The 14956-nt window shown below is 69.5% G+C and carries 18 protein-coding genes; 9 read left to right on the plus strand and 9 right to left on the minus strand.

The annotated features are described in order from the left end of the window. Window positions 1-32 precede the first annotated feature (32 nt). The 3 genes from ACE3SG_RS09655 to ACE3SG_RS09665 all read left to right on the plus strand — a co-directional run bounded on the left by ACE3SG_RS09655 (window position 33) and on the right by ACE3SG_RS09665 (window position 3632). A complete protein-coding gene (locus ACE3SG_RS09655) occupies window positions 33-1466 on the plus strand; it encodes a PLP-dependent aminotransferase family protein (protein ID WP_374564525.1) in 1434 nt (477 codons plus the stop codon). A gap of 111 nt (window positions 1467-1577) precedes the next feature. Beyond that, complete coding sequence (locus tag ACE3SG_RS09660) at window positions 1578-2078, plus strand: hypothetical protein (protein ID WP_374564527.1); 501 nt, start codon at window positions 1578-1580, stop codon at window positions 2076-2078. A 111-nt stretch (window positions 2079-2189) separates the two neighbouring features. Next, the gene (locus ACE3SG_RS09665; RefSeq protein WP_374564529.1) at window positions 2190-3632 is read left to right on the plus strand and encodes an NAD-dependent succinate-semialdehyde dehydrogenase; all 1443 of its coding nucleotides are present in this window, start codon (window positions 2190-2192) and stop codon (window positions 3630-3632) included. Between the two features lie 20 nt (window positions 3633-3652). Here the strand turns inward: ACE3SG_RS09665 and ACE3SG_RS09670 are convergent, their stop codons facing one another. Next, the gene (locus tag ACE3SG_RS09670; RefSeq protein ID WP_374564531.1) at window positions 3653-4540 is read right to left on the minus strand and encodes an ion transporter; all 888 of its coding nucleotides are present in this window, start codon (window positions 4538-4540) and stop codon (window positions 3653-3655) included. A gap of 19 nt (window positions 4541-4559) precedes the next feature. Next, a complete protein-coding gene (locus tag ACE3SG_RS09675) occupies window positions 4560-4706 on the minus strand; it encodes a hypothetical protein (protein WP_329716278.1) in 147 nt (48 codons plus the stop codon). A gap of 111 nt (window positions 4707-4817) precedes the next feature. Between ACE3SG_RS09675 and ACE3SG_RS09680 the strand changes: the two genes are divergently transcribed. Next, window positions 4818-4985: a hypothetical protein gene (locus ACE3SG_RS09680; RefSeq protein ID WP_329716279.1), complete on the plus strand. Its 168-nt coding sequence runs from the start codon at window positions 4818-4820 to the stop codon at window positions 4983-4985. Window positions 4986-5112: 127 nt separating this feature from the next. Continuing rightward, the gene (locus ACE3SG_RS09685; protein ID WP_374564533.1) at window positions 5113-6789 is read left to right on the plus strand and encodes an NAD(P)/FAD-dependent oxidoreductase; all 1677 of its coding nucleotides are present in this window, start codon (window positions 5113-5115) and stop codon (window positions 6787-6789) included. Window positions 6790-6818: 29 nt separating this feature from the next. On the opposite strand, the gene ACE3SG_RS09690 is transcribed toward ACE3SG_RS09685, so the two are convergent. Both ACE3SG_RS09690 and ACE3SG_RS09695 read right to left on the minus strand, forming a co-directional pair. Next, complete coding sequence (locus tag ACE3SG_RS09690) at window positions 6819-7292, minus strand: GFA family protein (RefSeq protein WP_374564535.1); 474 nt, start codon at window positions 7290-7292, stop codon at window positions 6819-6821. A 50-nt stretch (window positions 7293-7342) separates the two neighbouring features. Continuing rightward, window positions 7343-7927, minus strand: coding sequence for a TVP38/TMEM64 family protein (locus ACE3SG_RS09695; protein WP_374564537.1), 585 nt, complete (start codon window positions 7925-7927; stop codon window positions 7343-7345). Window positions 7928-7950: 23 nt separating this feature from the next. Here ACE3SG_RS09695 and ACE3SG_RS09700 point away from each other — a divergent pair, with 23 nt between their 5' ends. The 3 genes from ACE3SG_RS09700 to ACE3SG_RS09710 all read left to right on the plus strand — a co-directional run bounded on the left by ACE3SG_RS09700 (window position 7951) and on the right by ACE3SG_RS09710 (window position 10661). Then, complete coding sequence (locus ACE3SG_RS09700) at window positions 7951-8793, plus strand: hypothetical protein (RefSeq protein ID WP_374564539.1); 843 nt, start codon at window positions 7951-7953, stop codon at window positions 8791-8793. A 71-nt stretch (window positions 8794-8864) separates the two neighbouring features. After that, entirely contained in the window at window positions 8865-9377 is a 513-nt protein-coding gene (locus ACE3SG_RS09705; RefSeq protein WP_374564541.1) for a pilin, read from the plus strand. 96 nt (window positions 9378-9473) lie between these two features. After that, a complete protein-coding gene (locus ACE3SG_RS09710; RefSeq protein WP_374564543.1) occupies window positions 9474-10661 on the plus strand; it encodes an acetyl-CoA C-acyltransferase family protein in 1188 nt (395 codons plus the stop codon). A 217-nt stretch (window positions 10662-10878) separates the two neighbouring features. Here the strand turns inward: ACE3SG_RS09710 and ACE3SG_RS09715 are convergent, their stop codons facing one another. The 5 genes from ACE3SG_RS09715 to ACE3SG_RS09735 all read right to left on the minus strand — a co-directional run bounded on the left by ACE3SG_RS09715 (window position 10879) and on the right by ACE3SG_RS09735 (window position 14555). Further along, the gene (locus ACE3SG_RS09715) at window positions 10879-11835 is read right to left on the minus strand and encodes an ATP-binding protein (RefSeq protein ID WP_374564544.1); all 957 of its coding nucleotides are present in this window, start codon (window positions 11833-11835) and stop codon (window positions 10879-10881) included. 220 nt (window positions 11836-12055) lie between these two features. Next, a complete protein-coding gene (locus tag ACE3SG_RS09720; protein WP_374564546.1) occupies window positions 12056-12442 on the minus strand; it encodes an RNA recognition motif domain-containing protein in 387 nt (128 codons plus the stop codon). 80 nt (window positions 12443-12522) lie between these two features. Beyond that, window positions 12523-12783 carry a translation initiation factor IF-1 gene (gene infA, locus ACE3SG_RS09725; protein WP_374564548.1) on the minus strand — a complete coding sequence of 87 codons (261 nt, stop codon included), beginning with the start codon at window positions 12781-12783 and terminating at the stop codon, window positions 12523-12525. Between the two features lie 398 nt (window positions 12784-13181). Then, window positions 13182-13547: a hypothetical protein gene (locus ACE3SG_RS09730; RefSeq protein WP_374564550.1), complete on the minus strand. Its 366-nt coding sequence runs from the start codon at window positions 13545-13547 to the stop codon at window positions 13182-13184. Window positions 13548-13670: 123 nt separating this feature from the next. Next, on the minus strand, window positions 13671-14555 hold the full coding sequence (locus ACE3SG_RS09735) for a hypothetical protein (RefSeq protein WP_374564552.1): 885 nt from the start codon (window positions 14553-14555) through the stop codon (window positions 13671-13673). Between the two features lie 156 nt (window positions 14556-14711). Between ACE3SG_RS09735 and ACE3SG_RS09740 the strand changes: the two genes are divergently transcribed. Beyond that, window positions 14712-14948: a SlyX family protein gene (locus tag ACE3SG_RS09740; protein ID WP_374564554.1), complete on the plus strand. Its 237-nt coding sequence runs from the start codon at window positions 14712-14714 to the stop codon at window positions 14946-14948. Window positions 14949-14956 lie beyond the last annotated feature (8 nt).

Consider the following 14956-nt stretch of genomic DNA (forward strand, 5'->3'; position numbering starts at 1 on the left):
CACGGTGATTGAGGGCAGTACAGTTGGCCGCCATGCCCACCACCGATGCCGCGGCCTTTCGTTACGAGGCGCTGGCCGAGTTCATCACCGGCCTGATCCGGCGCGGCACCCTGCCGCCGGGCACGCGCGTGCCGTCTTTGCGCGAGATCAGCCGCCAGCGCCGCACCAGCGTGACCACCGCGCTGCAGGCCTACCGCCTGCTCGAAGACCGCGGCCTGATCGAGGCGCGGCCGCAGTCGGGGTTCTACGTTGCGCAGACACCGCATGCGATTGCCGCACCGGCCAAGACGCGGCCACCGGCGCGGCCCACCGAGGTGGCGGTGCCGGCGGTGATGCTGAAGCTGCTGGAGCATGCGTCCGACCCCAAGCTGGTGCCGCTGGGCTGCGCCATCCCGAGCCCGCAGCTGCTGGCCTCGGGCGGGCTCGATCGTTGCCTGGCGCGCGCCGCGCGGGTGCATGGCGTGAAGCACAACATCTACACGCCGCCGCGCGGCGATCTGTCGCTGCGGCGCGAGATCGCGCGCCGGGCCCTGCGGGTGGGCCACGCGCTGGGGCCTGACGACCTGCTCGTCACCTGCGGCTGCACCGAGGCGCTGTCGCTGGCGTTGCGCGCGGTGGCGCGGCCGGGCGACACGGTGGCGGTCGAGTCGCCCACCTACTTCGGGCTGCTGCAGGTGCTGCAGGCGCAGGGCCTGAAGGCGCTGGAGCTGCCCACCGATGCGCAGTCGGGGGTCGATCTGGCGGCGCTGGACGCCGCCTGCCGGGTCCACACCGTCAGCGCCTGCGTGTTGGCGTCGAGCTTCCACAACCCGCTGGGCTGCACGATGGGCGAGGCGAAGAAGCTGCAGGTGCTGGCGCTGCTGGCCAAGCACCGCGTACCGCTGATCGAGGACGACATCTACGGCGACATCGGCTTCGGCACCGAGCGGCCACGCCCGTTCGCAGCGCTGGTCCCGCGCGGCCAGACGATCTACTGCAGCTCGTTCTCGAAGACATTGGCGCCGGGCTACCGCGTGGGTTGGGTGGCGGCGGACGAGCGCTTCATGCCCAGGCTGATCGAGGCCAAGGTGGCCTCCACGCTGTGCGGCCCGGTGCTGCCGCAGCTCGCGCTGGCAAGCTTTCTGGCCTCGGGCGGCTACGACCACCACCTGCGGCGCATGCGCCGGGTGTTCCAGGACACCTTGCACCGCATGGTGGTGGCGATCGACCAGTCGTTTCCGCCCGGCACCAAGGTCTCTCAGCCGGCCGGTGGCTTCGTGCTGTGGCTGGAACTGCCCAAACCGGTGGACACCCGCCGGCTCTTCGTCCAGGCGCTGGAGCAGGGCATCTGCTTTGCGCCGGGCGTGGTCTTCTCGGCCAGTGGCCGCTACGAGCGCTGCCTGCGCCTGAGCGGCGGCTACGGCTGGAGCCCGCGCCTGGACAAGGGCGTGCGGGCGCTGGGCCGCCTGGCGGCCACGCTCGGCTGAGCCTGGGCTGAGCCTGGGCTGGATCGGCGTTGCCGGCAAATCGTTGCGAAGTGCAACGGACACCGCTTTTCGAGCCCTCAATACCGCGCCGATCGGGCCGAAGACCCGGGCATGGACACTCGCGACGACGCTTCTGCCCCGTGGTTCGGCGATCCGCAAGGCAACCGCCAGCACCGCTTCATGGAATCGGCCGACATCAATGCGGCGTTTCGAGAACTGTTCGAGCCGCTGCGCACCGGCGTGCGACGTGGCATGAGCAACGAGGGCCAGATCTACGCCCTCGAGATGGACCCGTGCATCCCCGGCGAGCTGCTGGGCACCGAGTGGATCCCGGTAGCCAGCCGCGGGGTGGACGGTGCGCTGCCGCTGGCCGACCCGGCCCGCCGGCGCGCGCTGTTCGACTTGCTGCTGGCCGAAAAGCGCGTCGAGGCCTTGTTCGCCTACGTCTGCGAACGCCGGCGCCCCGGCGGCGAGCCCTGCATGTACCTCGAGATCATCTCGGCCGACGGTTGCTTCGCGGCCGAATTCCCGATCGTGCCGGGCAAGGGCTGGCACCGGCGCGAGCTGGTGAAGGTGCCGCACCGCCGGCTGGATCCGGTCGCCCTGGCTTGACCCGGTAGCCCCACACCCGCACGCGGCCGAGGGGCGGCCGCGCAGGTGACAGCTCGAATCGCTGGCTCGGCCGACAATGTCGGCTGCGACACGCGACCAACCGAGCTGAACATGACGACTTCCTACCCCGATACCCGACTGCTGATCGACAACCAATGGGTCGACGCGGCCAGCGGCAAGACGCTGGACGTGCTGAACCCCGCCACCGGTGCGCCGATCGGCAAGGTGGCCCATGCCGGCATCCCGGACCTGGACCGCGCATTGGCCGCGGCCCAGAAGGGCTTCGAGACCTGGCGCAATGTGCCGGCCCACGAGCGCGCCGCGGTGATGCGCCGCGCCGCCGGCCTGGTGCGCGAGCGCGCCGACACCATCGCCCGCCTGCTGACGCAAGAGCAGGGCAAGCCGCTGGCCGAAGCGCGCGGCGAGGTGCTGGCCGGCGCCGACATCATCGAGTGGTTTGCCGACGAGGGCCGCCGCACCTATGGCCGCATCGTGCCGTCGCGCAACCTGGCGGCGCAGCAGCTGGTGCTGAAGGAGCCGGTGGGCCCGGTGGCGGCGTTCACGCCGTGGAACTTCCCGATCAACCAGATCGTGCGCAAGCTGGGCGCGGCGCTGGCCAGTGGCTGCTCGTTCCTGGTCAAGGCGCCCGAGGAAACCCCCGCTTCGCCGGCTGCGCTGCTGGCCACCTTCGTCGATGCCGGCATCCCGGTCGGCGTGGTGGGCCTGGTGTTCGGCAACCCGGCCGAGATCTCGGGCTACCTGATCCCGCACCCGGTCATCCGCAAGGTCACTTTCACCGGCTCGACGCCGATCGGCAAAGAGCTCGCCGCACTGGCCGGCCGCCACATGAAGCGCGTGACGATGGAGCTGGGTGGCCACGCGCCGGTGATCGTGGCCGAAGACGCCGACGTGGCGCTGGCCGTCAAGGCCGCAGGCGGCGCCAAGTTCCGCAACGCCGGCCAGGTCTGCATTTCGCCGACGCGTTTTCTGGTGCACCGCAGCCTGAAGGACGAATTCGCGCAGGCGCTGGTCAAGCATGCCGCGGGGCTGAAGCAGGGCGACGGCTTGGCCGAAGGCACGATGATCGGCCCGCTGGCCAATGCGCGCCGGCTGAGCGCGATGACCAAGGTGATCGACGACGCCCGCGCCAAGGGCGCCACGGTGGCGACCGGCGGCGAGCGCGTCGGCAGCGCCGGCAACTTCTTCGCCCCCACGGTGCTGACCGATGTGCCGCTGGAAGCCGACGTGTTCAACAACGAGCCGTTCGGCCCGGTGGCGGCGATCCGCCCGTTCGATGCGCTGGACGAGGCGATCGCCGAAGCGAACCGGCTGCCGTTCGGCCTGGCCGGCTACGCCTTCACCCGCTCGATCAAGACCGCGCACCAGCTGTCGCACCGGCTGGAGGTGGGCATGCTGTGGATCAACCAGCCGGCCGCGCCGGTGGCCGAGATGCCGTTCGGCGGCGTGAAGGACTCGGGCTACGGCTCAGAGGGCGGCCCCGAGGCGATGGAGGCCTACCTGGTCACCAAGAGCGTGTCGATCATGGCGGTTTGACGCGCGCCGCGGCGTGGCGCTCAGCGATCGAACGCCGTGCCGCAGCGCCAGCAGAACCGCGCCTCGTCGAGGTGGCCCTCGGCGCGGCAGGCGGTGCAGCGCCATGCAGGGCGCCTGGCCGGCCCGTCGCGGCGCTGGGCCGTCATCTCGGCGGTGACGATGCCGGTGGGCACCGCCAGCACGCCCCAGCCCAGCAGCATCATGGCCGAGGCGATGATGCGGCCGATGTCGGTGTGCGGCGTGATGTCGCCGAAGCCGACGGTGGTCATCGTCGTCACCGCCCAGTACATCGCGATCGGGATGCTGGTGAAGCCGTTTTTCGGCCCCTCGACGACGTACATCACGGTGCCCATCACCAGCACCACCATCAGCACGAACGACAGGAAGACCAGGATCTTGCGGCGGCTGGCGTGCAGCGCGCTGCCGAGCTGGCTGAACTCGTCCATGTACTCGGTGAGCCGGAAGATCCGGAACACCCGCAGCAGCCGCAGCACCCGCACGTCGATCAGCAGCTGGCCTTCGGGCCACAGGATGGCCAGGTAGGTGGGCAGCACCGACAGCAGGTCGATCACGCCATAGAAGCTCAGCGCATAGCGCAGCGGCCGGCGCACGCTGACCAGGCGTGCCAGGTATTCGAGCGTGAACAGGCCGGTGAAGGTCCATTCCGCGGCCGACAGCGTGGCGCCGTGGCGCGCCACCACCGTGGCCATGCTGTCGGCAATGACGACCGCCACGCTGAGCAAGATCGCCACGATGACGGCCACGTCGAACAGCTGGCCGCTGCGCGTGTCCGACTCGAAGACGACGCGGTACAGCGCCCGGCGCCAGCCCGCCTCGGGCTTGCCGAACGCTTCTTCGGCCGCGGGCGGTGCCGGCGGGGCGGGCTGGGCCGGGTGGCGCGCGGCCATCAGCGGGGCAGGCGGGCGCTCAGCCCGGCTTGTTCTTCAGCTTGCCCTTGGGCAGCACGGCGGTCACCGGCGGCACCGGCCGGTCTGAACCGGCAGCCTTGGTGGGCGCAGCGTCCTTCTTCGGTTTCTTGGTCATCTTGTTGGCGGTTTGAATGCCTTTGGCCATAGGTCCTCCAAGAGTTGTGGGTTGGTTGGCAATGCGCCGCCCGTGATGGTAGCCGCGAGCGTTGATAATCTCGCCCTTCACTTCATCCCACCCACCGACCGGAGCAATTCCATGGGCAACAAGATCATCACCGAAGCCGACCGCAAGGCCACCCCGCGTCCCGTCGCGCCGAACGGCGTCACCTACACCGCCGGCAAGGGCCAGAAGATCAGCCTGGAACGCGGCTCGCACACCCGCAGCAAGAAGAACCCGGGCAAGCGCCCCCATAAGGGCGGCTGAAATAGAGCCCCCACGGCCCCTGCCGGGGGCCTGCCCCCCGAGGGGGCTCGCGCTGCGGACCGGCGAAGCCGGATCCGCGCACGCCACTTGAGGGCGGCGGCGCTACGCGCGCCGCGGGCGGTTTCCAATGCTTCGAATCACTGAACTGCGCCTGCCGCTGGACCATGAGCCAGGGGCGCTGCGCCCCGCCGTTGTCGCCCGGCTGAAGCTGCGCGACGAGCAGCTGGCTGATTTCACGGTCTTTCGCCGCGCGTACGACGCGCGCAAGAAGACGGCGATGGTGTTGATCTACACCGTCGATTGCCAGCTCGCCGATGGGGTGGACGAGGCCAAGGTGCTGGCGCGCCACAGTGGTGACGCGCACATCCGGCCCAGCCCCGACACCCGCTACAAGCTGGTCGGCTCGGCGCCGGCCGATTTCTATGCCACGCAGCGGCCGCGGCCGGTGGTGGTGGGTTTCGGGCCGTGTGGCCTGTTCGCGGCGCTGGTGCTGGCACAGATGGGCCTGCGGCCGATCGTGCTGGAGCGCGGCAAACAGGTTCGCGAACGCACCAAGGACACCTGGGGCCTGTGGCGCAAGAGCGAGCTGAACCCGGAGTCGAACGTGCAGTTTGGCGAAGGCGGGGCCGGCACGTTCTCGGACGGCAAGCTCTGGAGCCAGATCAGCGACCCGCGCCACCTGACCCGCAAGGTGCTGACCGAGTTCGTCAAGGCCGGCGCGCCGGACGAGATCCTCTACGTCAGCAAGCCGCACATCGGCACTTTCCGCCTGGTCAGCATGATCGAGAAGATGCGGGCCGACATCGAGGCGCTGGGCGGCGAGATCCGCTTCCAGCAGCGGGTGACCGACATCCGCATCGAAGGCGGGGCGGTGCGCGGGCTGACGCTGGCCAGTGGTGAGCAACTCGACGCCGACCACGTGGTGCTGGCGCTGGGCCACAGCGCGCGCGACACCTTTGCGATGCTGCACGAACGCGGTGTGGCGATGGAGGCGAAGCCGTTCTCGATCGGCTACCGCATCGAGCACCCGCAGAGCGTGATCGACAAGGCCCGTTTCGGCCCCAATGCCGGCCACCCGATCCTCGGCGCGGCCGACTACAAGCTGGTGCACCACGCGAGCAACGGCCGCGCGGTCTACAGCTTCTGCATGTGCCCGGGCGGCACGGTGGTGGCGGCCACGTCCGAGCCGATGCGTGTCGTCACTAACGGCATGAGCCAGTACTCGCGCAACGAGCGCAACGCGAACGCCGGCATCGTCGTCGGCATCTCGCCGCAGGACTACCGGCAGGACGGGCTGACCACCGGCCCCGTGTCGCCGCTGGACGGCATGGCCTTCCAGCGCTTCTGGGAGTCGCGCGCCTACGAGCTGGGCGGTGGCAACTACTTCGCCCCGGGTGAGCTGGTGGGTGATTTCATCGCCGGCCGGCATGGCGACGCGGTGGCGCGGGAGTTCGGCAGCGTGCTGCCCTCGTACAAGCCCGGCGTGCACCTGACCGACCTGGCCGAGCCGGGCCGGGGCAGCCTGCCCGACTACGCGCTGGCGGCGATCCGCGAGGCGCTACCGGCGTTCGACAAGCAGATCCGCGGCTTCGCGATGCCCGATGCCGTGTTGACGGGTGTCGAGACGCGCACCTCGTCGCCGCTGCGCATCCCCCGTGGCAAGGACTACCAGAGCCTGAACGTGGCCGGGCTGTACCCGGCCGGCGAGGGGGCGGGTTATGCCGGCGGCATCATGTCGGCCGGCGTTGACGGCATCGAGGTGGCCGAAGCCCTGGGTGCCCGGATGCTGCAGCCGGCGCGCTGACGACGGGCGCATGCGCGCCCGCCGGCCCGTCAGCCGGCCAGCCCGTGCCGCTGGTGCCATTCGGCCAGCGATTCGTCCGGGTATTCGTCGAACTCGCGGTCGTCGGCGCCGATGTTCGCTTCGACCCACGCGGGCTTGGAGCCCAGCATCATGTGGGTGACCGACGGCGGCACCGGCAACGGCGTATCGACCGCGCCGGCATGCGGGTGCACCAGTTCGGGCCAGGTGGGGTCCCACAGCCACAGGGCCGTGCCGCAGCGCTTGCAGAAATGGCGCTGGCCCGTGCTCTCGTGGCCGTCTTCCATGATTGCGCGGTAGACCGACAGGTGCTCCTGGCCCTGCGCCTTCAGAGTGGCGAAATCGGCGCCGAGGTTGATGGCGAAGCCGCCGGTGCCGGCCGTCTTGCGGCAGATCGAACAGTAGCAGCGCATGAACGGCACGGGCGAGCGCGATTCGACGCTGAAGCGCACCGCGCGGCAGTGACAGGAACCTTCGAGCAGCATGGGGCAGTCTCCTGAATGGGGCTTCTGGTGGCGCAACGCTGCACGCCGGGTCAGGCCAATGACCAGTGCATCGCGTGGGCCAGCGAATCGAAGAAGAAGCTGAACAACGCGATCGGCAGCGGCAACCCGAGCACGGTGCCCAGCACATAGGGCCGAAAGCGCACGCCCGACAGGGCCAGCGCCACGTTGAGCGCCGGCGCGGTCTGGAACGCCAGGCGCGACAGCAGCACGCTTTGCACCGGGTGGGCGTCCAGCCGCGCAAACAGCTTGTCGGCCAGCCGGCCACGCAGCTTGCGCAAGGCGTCGGCGCCGAGCACGCGGATGACCCAGAAGGTTACGCAGCACGAGAAGCAGGCCGCGGCGTAGGTCGCCAGCCCACCCCACCAGCGGCCCAGCGCCAGCAGCGCCGCCCCCAGGAACACCCAGCCCGGGATCTGGACCAGGTTGCCCAGCGCGAACAGGCCGCAAAAGATCAACAGGCCCGTCACCGGGTGGAGCACGAAGCTGTCGTGGATGAACGCCAGGTTCACATGCGAGCGCAGCCCTGTGAGCTCGAACACGGCCCACAACGCAGCCAGGAACAGCACGACCAGGGCCAGACGGAAGTAACGCGACATGCGGCAATTCTGGGGCATGGCGGCGCGGTGAGAATCGCCGCATGCCTGGTTGGAAGAAGCTTTCTGGTGGTTGCGCGCTGGCGGCCTGGCTGGCCACCGTGTGCCCCGCGCTGGCGCAGGCGCAGGTCGAGACTGCGCAGCCGCTGCAACAGCGCGTGGCCCTGTCGGCCGAATGGCGCCAGGCGGCGGGGCGGGGCGGTGTGCCGTCGAAGGTTGAGCAGGCCCTGGTCACCGTGGTGTTGCCGCCGGGCTTCGATGCCGCGCGCGACTGGCCGGTGTTGATCGTCAACGCGACCTCGGACCCGGGCTACAGCTCCAGCCGTGCGCTGCTGCAGGCGTACCGCGCAGCGGCCGGCGACGCGGGGTGGGTGATCGTGGCGGCAGACCCGGAACCCGCCGTGGGCCAGGACGACGACCTGCTGCAACTGCGTTACGTGCTGGGCCATGCCGCGCTGGCCGTGCTGAAGCCGCTGTGGAAGGGGGCCGAGCAGCCGCGCATCGCCTTCGCAGGCTTTTCCGGCGGCGCCAAATACGCCGGTTGGCTGGCCGCGCTGTTCCGCAGCCGCGGCGCCCGGGTGGCGGGGGTCTACATGGCCGGCGTCAACACCAACGCGCTGGGCGAGGCCGCCAAGCAGTTCGGCGGGCTCGACGAGGCCATGCGGGCGGTGCCGGTGTTCCTGCAAGGTGGCCTGAAGGACCGCGTGGCCACGCCGGCCCAGCACCGCGGCATCGAAGACGACCTGCGCGCGGCCGGCTTCAAGCGGGTCAAGCTCGAGTTCGTGGCCGGGGGCCACATGGTCGATGCGGCGCCGCTGCGCGGGGCGCTGGAATGGTTTGCCGGGCCGGTGGCCGAGGCAGACGCCGCCTCGGCGCCACCGCGCTGAAACAAGCGCCGCGCCGCGTCGTCGTACAGTTCGGCGGCCTTCACGACGCGCCATCCCGGCCACCCCTCACCGTGCCGCAGCCATACCCCCCACGCCGAACGACCCCGGGCTTCACGCTGGTGGAGGTGATGGTCGCCGTGTCCATCATCGCGATCCTGGCAATGATCGCGGTGCCTAGCATCCAGGAGCGCCTGGTGCGCGAGCAGGTGGTCGAGGCGGCCAAGCTGGCCGACGTGGCGAAGGGGCCGGTCGCGGACTACTGGCGTGCCAACAACGAGATGCCGGCCGACAACGCAGCAGCGAATGCGCCGGCGCCGGACAAGATCGTCGGCAACTTCGTCAGCGCGGTCACGGTCGAAGCGGGGGCGATCCACATCACGTTCGGCAACAACGCCAACGGCGCGATCAAAGGCCACACCTTGACCCTTCGCCCCGCGGTGGTGCCCGATACACCGGTGGTGCCGCCGGCCTGGTTGTGCGCCGGCGGCGGCAGGGTGCCGGACAAGATGGAGGTGCAAGGCAAGGACCGCACCGACATCGAGAGCCGTTTCCTGCCGGTGAACTGCCGCCGCCTGGGCGGCTGAGCGCCTCGGGCGCTTGCGCCAGATCAAGGGCCCACGGCCCCCAAAGCCCGCGGGCTGGCGCATCATGCGGGCTGTTTTGACACAAGGAGCTTGAGCATGGCTGCGACACGTGATGTGGTGGTTCTGGGTGCTGCGCGTTCGGCGATCGGCAGTTTTGGCGGATCGCTGGCCGATATCGAGCCGGCCGAGCTGGCCGGCACGGTGATGAAGGCGGCGGTCGAGCGCTCTGGCGTCGACCCGCAGGCGATCAACTACGTGACGGTGGGCAACACGATCCCGACCGACAGCCGCTTTGCCTACGTGGCGCGGGTCGCCTCGATCCAGGCCGGCCTGCCGATGGACTCGGTGGCGATGGCGGTCAACCGGCTGTGCTCGTCGGGCCTGCAGGGCATCGTGACCACGGCGCAGAACATCTTGCTGGGCGATTGCGACTACGGCGTGGGCGGCGGGGTCGAGGTGATGAGCCGCGGCGGCTACCTCAGCACCGCGATGCGCACCGGCGCCCGCATGGGCGACACCAAGCTGATCGACACGATGGTCGCCACGCTGACCGACCCGTTCGGCGTCGGCCACATGGGCATCACGGCCGAGAACCTGGCCACCAAATGGGGCATCACCCGCGAGCAGCAGGACGCGCTGGCGGTCGAATCGCAGCGCCGCGCGGCGCTGGCAATTGCCGAAGGCCGCTTCAAGAGCCAGATCGTGCCGATCGTCAAGCAGACGAAGAAGGGCGACGTCGTGTTCGACACCGACGAGTACGTGAAGGCCAACACCACGATGGAATCGCTGGCCAAGCTGAAGCCGGCGTTCAAGAAAGACGGCTCGGTGACCGCCGGCAATGCTTCGGGCATCAACGACGGCGCGGCCTTCTTCGTGCTGGGTGATGCGACGGTGTCCGCAGCCGCCGGCTACAAGCCGATCGCGCGGCTGGTCAGCTACGCGGTGGCCGGCGTGCCGAACGAGATCATGGGCGAAGGGCCGATCCCGGCGACCAAGCTGGCACTGAAGAAGGCCGGCCTGCGGCTCGACCAGATCGACGTGATCGAGAGCAACGAAGCCTTCGCCGCCCAGGCGATCGCCGTGGCACGCGGGCTGGAGCTCGACATGGCCAAGACCAACCCGAACGGCGGCGCCATCGCCCTGGGCCACCCGATCGGCTGCTCCGGCGCCTTCATCGCCACCAAGGCCATCTACGAACTGCAGCGCACCAGCGGCCGCTACGCCCTGGTCACGATGTGCATCGGTGGCGGCCAGGGCATCGCCGCGATCTTCGAGCGACTCTGACTCGGCGCACCGCCGGGGTGGGTCGCCGCCCCAAAGGAGTGTGCGGGCTCGGCTTGACCCATCCGAGGGCCTGCGGCCCCAGGGGAACAGCCGCAAACCCCCAGGCGCTCCGAAGGAGTCGCCGTCCATCAAGTGGCGTGCGCGGATCCGGCTTGGCCGGTCCGCTGCGCGAGCCCCCTCGGGGGGCAGGCCCCGGAAGGGGCCGTGGGGGCCTCAGCTACTGCGTCATCGCCGGCCGCAAGCCCAGCAGGTAGCGGCCCATGCCCTGGACGTCGGAGCCGACGCGCCGCACCGCCTCGCGGACATCTTCGGGGCTGGCGACGAAGGCGTTGGACCAGGCGGACAGGCGCGCTTCGTCGATGAATGATTCGGACTGTTCGGCGTCCTGCGGCCTGTCGGCCCAGGCGGGCAGGTGGTTCGTCAGGTGGATCGGCGAGCAGACCGGCAGCGAGACGGAGAAGCGGGCGCCGCGGCCGGGTTGCGACTCGGCCCAGACCTGGCCGCCGTGCCGCTCGACGATCGAGCGCACGACCGTCAGGCCCAGGCCATGGCCGGGGTAGGCGCTGCCGTGGCTGCGGTGGAACGGGTCGAACATGCGCTCGGCCTGGGTGTCGTCGAAGCCGACGCCGTTGTCGTGCACGCAAATGGCGACCTGGTCGTCTTGCTTCTGGGCGAAGACTTCGACGCGGCCGTTGGGGTTGCGGCGAGAGAACTTCAGCGCATTGCCGATCAGGTTGACGAACACCTGGGTCAGCAGGGCCTCGTTGCCCCAGACCATCGGCAAATGACCAACGACCACCGGTGTGGCCGCGGTCGACTCATGGCGGCCCGCCAGGATCAGCTGGCGTTGCGCGTTGGCGACGCAGGCCGACAGCGACACCACCTCGCAATCGGCCGGCTGGCAAGGTGATTCGGCCAACGCCATCAAGCCTTCGACCAGCGCGTCGGCGGCGGCGGACTCCTCGCGCATCAGGCTCAGGAACGTGGACAGCCGCTCCGGCTCGCCGCGCTCCAGCGCCAGCTCACCCAGCGCCGCCAGGTGGTTCATCGACGACGAGGCGCCGATCATCTGGTGCACCACGTCGCGGTTGAAGGCCCGTAGGCGCACCACCTCTTCGCGCAGGGCTCGGATCTCTTGGGCGTCGTCGGCGGGGCGTTGGCTGTCGGCGAGCATCGGCGCTTTCTGTGCAAGGCAGGACGGAGGATTCTTCAATGTCCTGTTCGGCTTCGCGCGCGACAAATTCAACGCTGTGCTCGACCACGGGCGCCTGCGCCGTGAACAAATCGCCGCTTGGCCACGTGGCGCCTGCACCACGGGCGCTCGTTGTGCGTCGCCCATGAAAAACGGGCCCCGAGGGGCCCGTCAAAACCGGTAACCAGCTTACTGCAGAGAATCAGTAGCCGCCGCGGCCACCGCCGCCGCCGTAGCCGCCGCCACCGCTGCGGCCACCGCCGCCGTAGCCGCCGCCACCGCCGCTGCGGCCACCGCCGCCGTAGCCACCACCGCCGCCGCCGAAGCCGCCCGGGCGCTCTTCACGCGGGCGAGCTTCGTTGACAACCAGGGCGCGGCCGTCGACCGACTGGCCGTGCATGCCGCGGATGGCGGCTTGCGCTTCCTGGTCCGAGCCCATTTCGACGAAGCCGAAGCCCTTCGAACGGCCGGTGTCACGGTCCATCATGACCTTGGCGGACGTGACGGTACCGAATTCGGAGAAAGCTTGTTGGAGAGAGTCGTCGCGCATGCTGTAAGCGAGGTTGCCGACGTAGAGTTTGTTGCCCATGGGGCCCTTTCTTGGTGGGGAAATTGCATTCCCGGCGCTTCCTGTCGCCGGGTCCGCGAAGTTAACAAAAGATTGCCCGTTCAGCGACGGGGGGCACTACCAGGGCGCGGGGGGCCGCCACGGTCGAGATGCCGGAAGGTGATGCGCCCCTTGCTCAGGTCATAGGGGGAGAGCTCGAGCGACACGCGGTCGCCGGCGAGGATACGGATGTGGTTCTTACGCACCTTGCCGGCGGTGTAAGCAACCAGCACATGGCCGTTGTCGAGAACCACGCGATAGCGTGAGTCGGGCAGGACGTCTTCGACCTTGCCATGCATTTCGATCAGTTCTTCTTTCGCCAATGAATTTCCTTGGGGCAAACGATGAGTCAGCCAACGCACCGACGTGCCTGAGGGCAGGGGCGATGGACCGTTGGAGAAGTTTGCCGGCCGCTGCGCAGGTGTGGGCCGGGGATGGAGCTCGCCGCGGAGGTGAGGTTGACGACCGCGGGGACCAGGCGTGTGCGCCGGTTCGGAGCGAGGGGCGGGCTGCGGAGATATCGGGCAGGCCGGGGTAAGCTTTGTCGGGCCGTCGGGCCGCACTTGCCGCGACAGTGAGCAAAAACGCGGCAACCCCAGTAGTCTACCCCACTGCTTGGGCGCGTGGTGGGTTTATCAGGGTGCCCTTCGTCTCCGATGCTTTTGCCCCACGAAAAAGCGCCGCTCGGGGCGGCGCTGGGCTTGGAGCCGGGGTGGCCGGCTCAGTTGACAGGGCGCCAGCGCCCCGGTGCTTCGCGCCAGCCCTGGCCGTCGCGCTGCCACATGTGGGGCTCGTAGCGGTAGCCCGGGCGCGGTGAATCCCAGCGGCCCCGCACCCACACGTGGCGGCCACCGACCCAATTCCAGTAGCCGCCGATCCAGATGGCGCCCGGGAAGGGCGCCACGCCGACTACCTCGACCTGCGGCGCAGGCGGGGCCACGGCCACCGGCGGGCCGTAAGCGTAACCATCGTCATAGGCGTAGCCACCACGGTACGGCCGCGCCGGCACGACGTAGCAGGCGGACAACATGGCACTGGCGGTCAGGACCGCGGCCAGGGCCCGCATCGAATGTCTGGGCGAGTTCATTGAAAACCCCGCTGTTGAAACGTGACGGTTCAACGCATCAGCCGAGGCCCTTGCCGACGAGCGGCGCGCTCGGCGCGGCAGCTTTACATTCGCTTCACGATGTGGCCCACGCGTGGCGGGCCCTCAAGGCATCAGCGCCTCGATGCCAGCGGCAAACACCGCGCCCAGCTTCAGGTAGCCGCCCGGGTTGGGGTGGATCTCGTTGGCCCAGTCGTGGTCGTCGCCCTGGCTGCCCAGGTCGGCGGGCACCAGCGTGCCTTGGGTGTCGATGACATGGAAGTTCGGCAGCGCCATGCTGCGCATCAGCCCGGTCAGGCGCGACAGGAACAGCCGGGTCAGCGGCAGCCACAGCGCCTGCGGCACCTCGTAGTCGGTCAGGGCCGGGAACAGCCATGGCCCGACGCCGGGGCCCGCGCCGGCATCGCGCGGGGTGATGAAGTCGTAGGTGTGCACGAAGATCGGCGCGTCCCGGCTCTGGCTCGCCGCCGTGTCGCGCATGGCGATGAACTCGTGGAACTGCGGCACGATGTGCTGCACGAAGGTGTCCCAGCCCTGCTCGCTGACGTAGGCCGCCGCGCGGTCGGGCGCGCCACCGCGCTCGTCCGCCGTCAGCAAGGCGCGCAAGAAGGCCGGCACGGGCTGGCCGTTGCCGTCGACCTGTGGCACGCGGATGAAGTCGATCAGGTCGTTGCCACCGGGCGACAGCAGGATCGCGTCCCAGCGCCAGGCCTGCCGGCCGATCAGCAGGTTGGCGAACAGCGGTTCGCGCCGCTTGTCGACCATGTGGTCCAGCACATCGCCCGGGTGGGCGCAGTTGACGACGCAGCTGTCTTTCTCGAAGGTCATGCCGTCCATCATGTTGCCGGTGGCCAGCGGGTTGACCGAGCCGAACGAGAACCACGAGTCGCCCTGGGCCAGAAAGCGCCGTGGGTGCTGTGGAAAGTTGGCGGCCGATGGCCGGCCGAGCAAGACATCCAGCGGTGCGTACTGCTTGAGCGGAACGGGCATGGCGAGGTGGCCTCCTGCGGGGCACTCTACGCCGGGCGGCGGCGGGCGCCAGCCTATCGGGTTAGGGGCTCGGCCGGCTGGCTGATTGGCGATGTGGGGATTCACGCCGCGCGGTTCACTGCCTGTTCGTGGGCCAATCGCTGGTCCAATAGCGCCATGAGCGCTTTGCATGACGACCCTTCCTCGACCGAGATCGACCGCCGCCTGATGGAGCTGGAGATCAAGGCCAGCTTCAGCGAAGACCTGATCGACCACCTCAACGAGGCGATCGTGCGCCAGCAGCAGCAGATCGAGCTGTTGATGCGCGAGTTGCGCCAACTGCGCGACCAGTTGCCGAACGACAGCGCGGGCACGCCGCGCACGCTGCGCGACGAGCTGCCGCCGCACTACTGACCCACGCC

This window comes from Ideonella sp., assembly GCF_041914305.1.
In the GTDB taxonomy this organism is placed as follows: domain Bacteria; phylum Pseudomonadota; class Gammaproteobacteria; order Burkholderiales; family Burkholderiaceae_C; genus Ideonella.

Coding starts and splice junctions, on each gene's coding strand:
- ACE3SG_RS09655 (WP_374564525.1), top strand. CDS start 33: ATGCCCACCACCGATGCCGCGGCCTTTCGTTACGAGGCGCTGGCCGAG.
- ACE3SG_RS09660 (WP_374564527.1), top strand. CDS start 1,578: ATGGACACTCGCGACGACGCTTCTGCCCCGTGGTTCGGCGATCCGCAA.
- ACE3SG_RS09665 (WP_374564529.1), top strand. CDS start 2,190: ATGACGACTTCCTACCCCGATACCCGACTGCTGATCGACAACCAATGG.
- ACE3SG_RS09670 (WP_374564531.1), bottom strand. CDS start 4,540: ATGGCCGCGCGCCACCCGGCCCAGCCCGCCCCGCCGGCACCGCCCGCG.
- ACE3SG_RS09675 (WP_329716278.1), bottom strand. CDS start 4,706: ATGGCCAAAGGCATTCAAACCGCCAACAAGATGACCAAGAAACCGAAG.
- ACE3SG_RS09680 (WP_329716279.1), top strand. CDS start 4,818: ATGGGCAACAAGATCATCACCGAAGCCGACCGCAAGGCCACCCCGCGT.
- ACE3SG_RS09685 (WP_374564533.1), top strand. CDS start 5,113: ATGCTTCGAATCACTGAACTGCGCCTGCCGCTGGACCATGAGCCAGGG.
- ACE3SG_RS09690 (WP_374564535.1), bottom strand. CDS start 7,292: ATGCTGCTCGAAGGTTCCTGTCACTGCCGCGCGGTGCGCTTCAGCGTC.
- ACE3SG_RS09695 (WP_374564537.1), bottom strand. CDS start 7,927: ATGCCCCAGAATTGCCGCATGTCGCGTTACTTCCGTCTGGCCCTGGTC.
- ACE3SG_RS09700 (WP_374564539.1), top strand. CDS start 7,951: ATGCCTGGTTGGAAGAAGCTTTCTGGTGGTTGCGCGCTGGCGGCCTGG.
- ACE3SG_RS09710 (WP_374564543.1), top strand. CDS start 9,474: ATGGCTGCGACACGTGATGTGGTGGTTCTGGGTGCTGCGCGTTCGGCG.
- ACE3SG_RS09715 (WP_374564544.1), bottom strand. CDS start 11,835: ATGCTCGCCGACAGCCAACGCCCCGCCGACGACGCCCAAGAGATCCGA.
- ACE3SG_RS09720 (WP_374564546.1), bottom strand. CDS start 12,442: ATGGGCAACAAACTCTACGTCGGCAACCTCGCTTACAGCATGCGCGAC.
- ACE3SG_RS09730 (WP_374564550.1), bottom strand. CDS start 13,547: ATGAACTCGCCCAGACATTCGATGCGGGCCCTGGCCGCGGTCCTGACC.
- ACE3SG_RS09735 (WP_374564552.1), bottom strand. CDS start 14,555: ATGCCCGTTCCGCTCAAGCAGTACGCACCGCTGGATGTCTTGCTCGGC.
- ACE3SG_RS09740 (WP_374564554.1), top strand. CDS start 14,712: ATGAGCGCTTTGCATGACGACCCTTCCTCGACCGAGATCGACCGCCGC.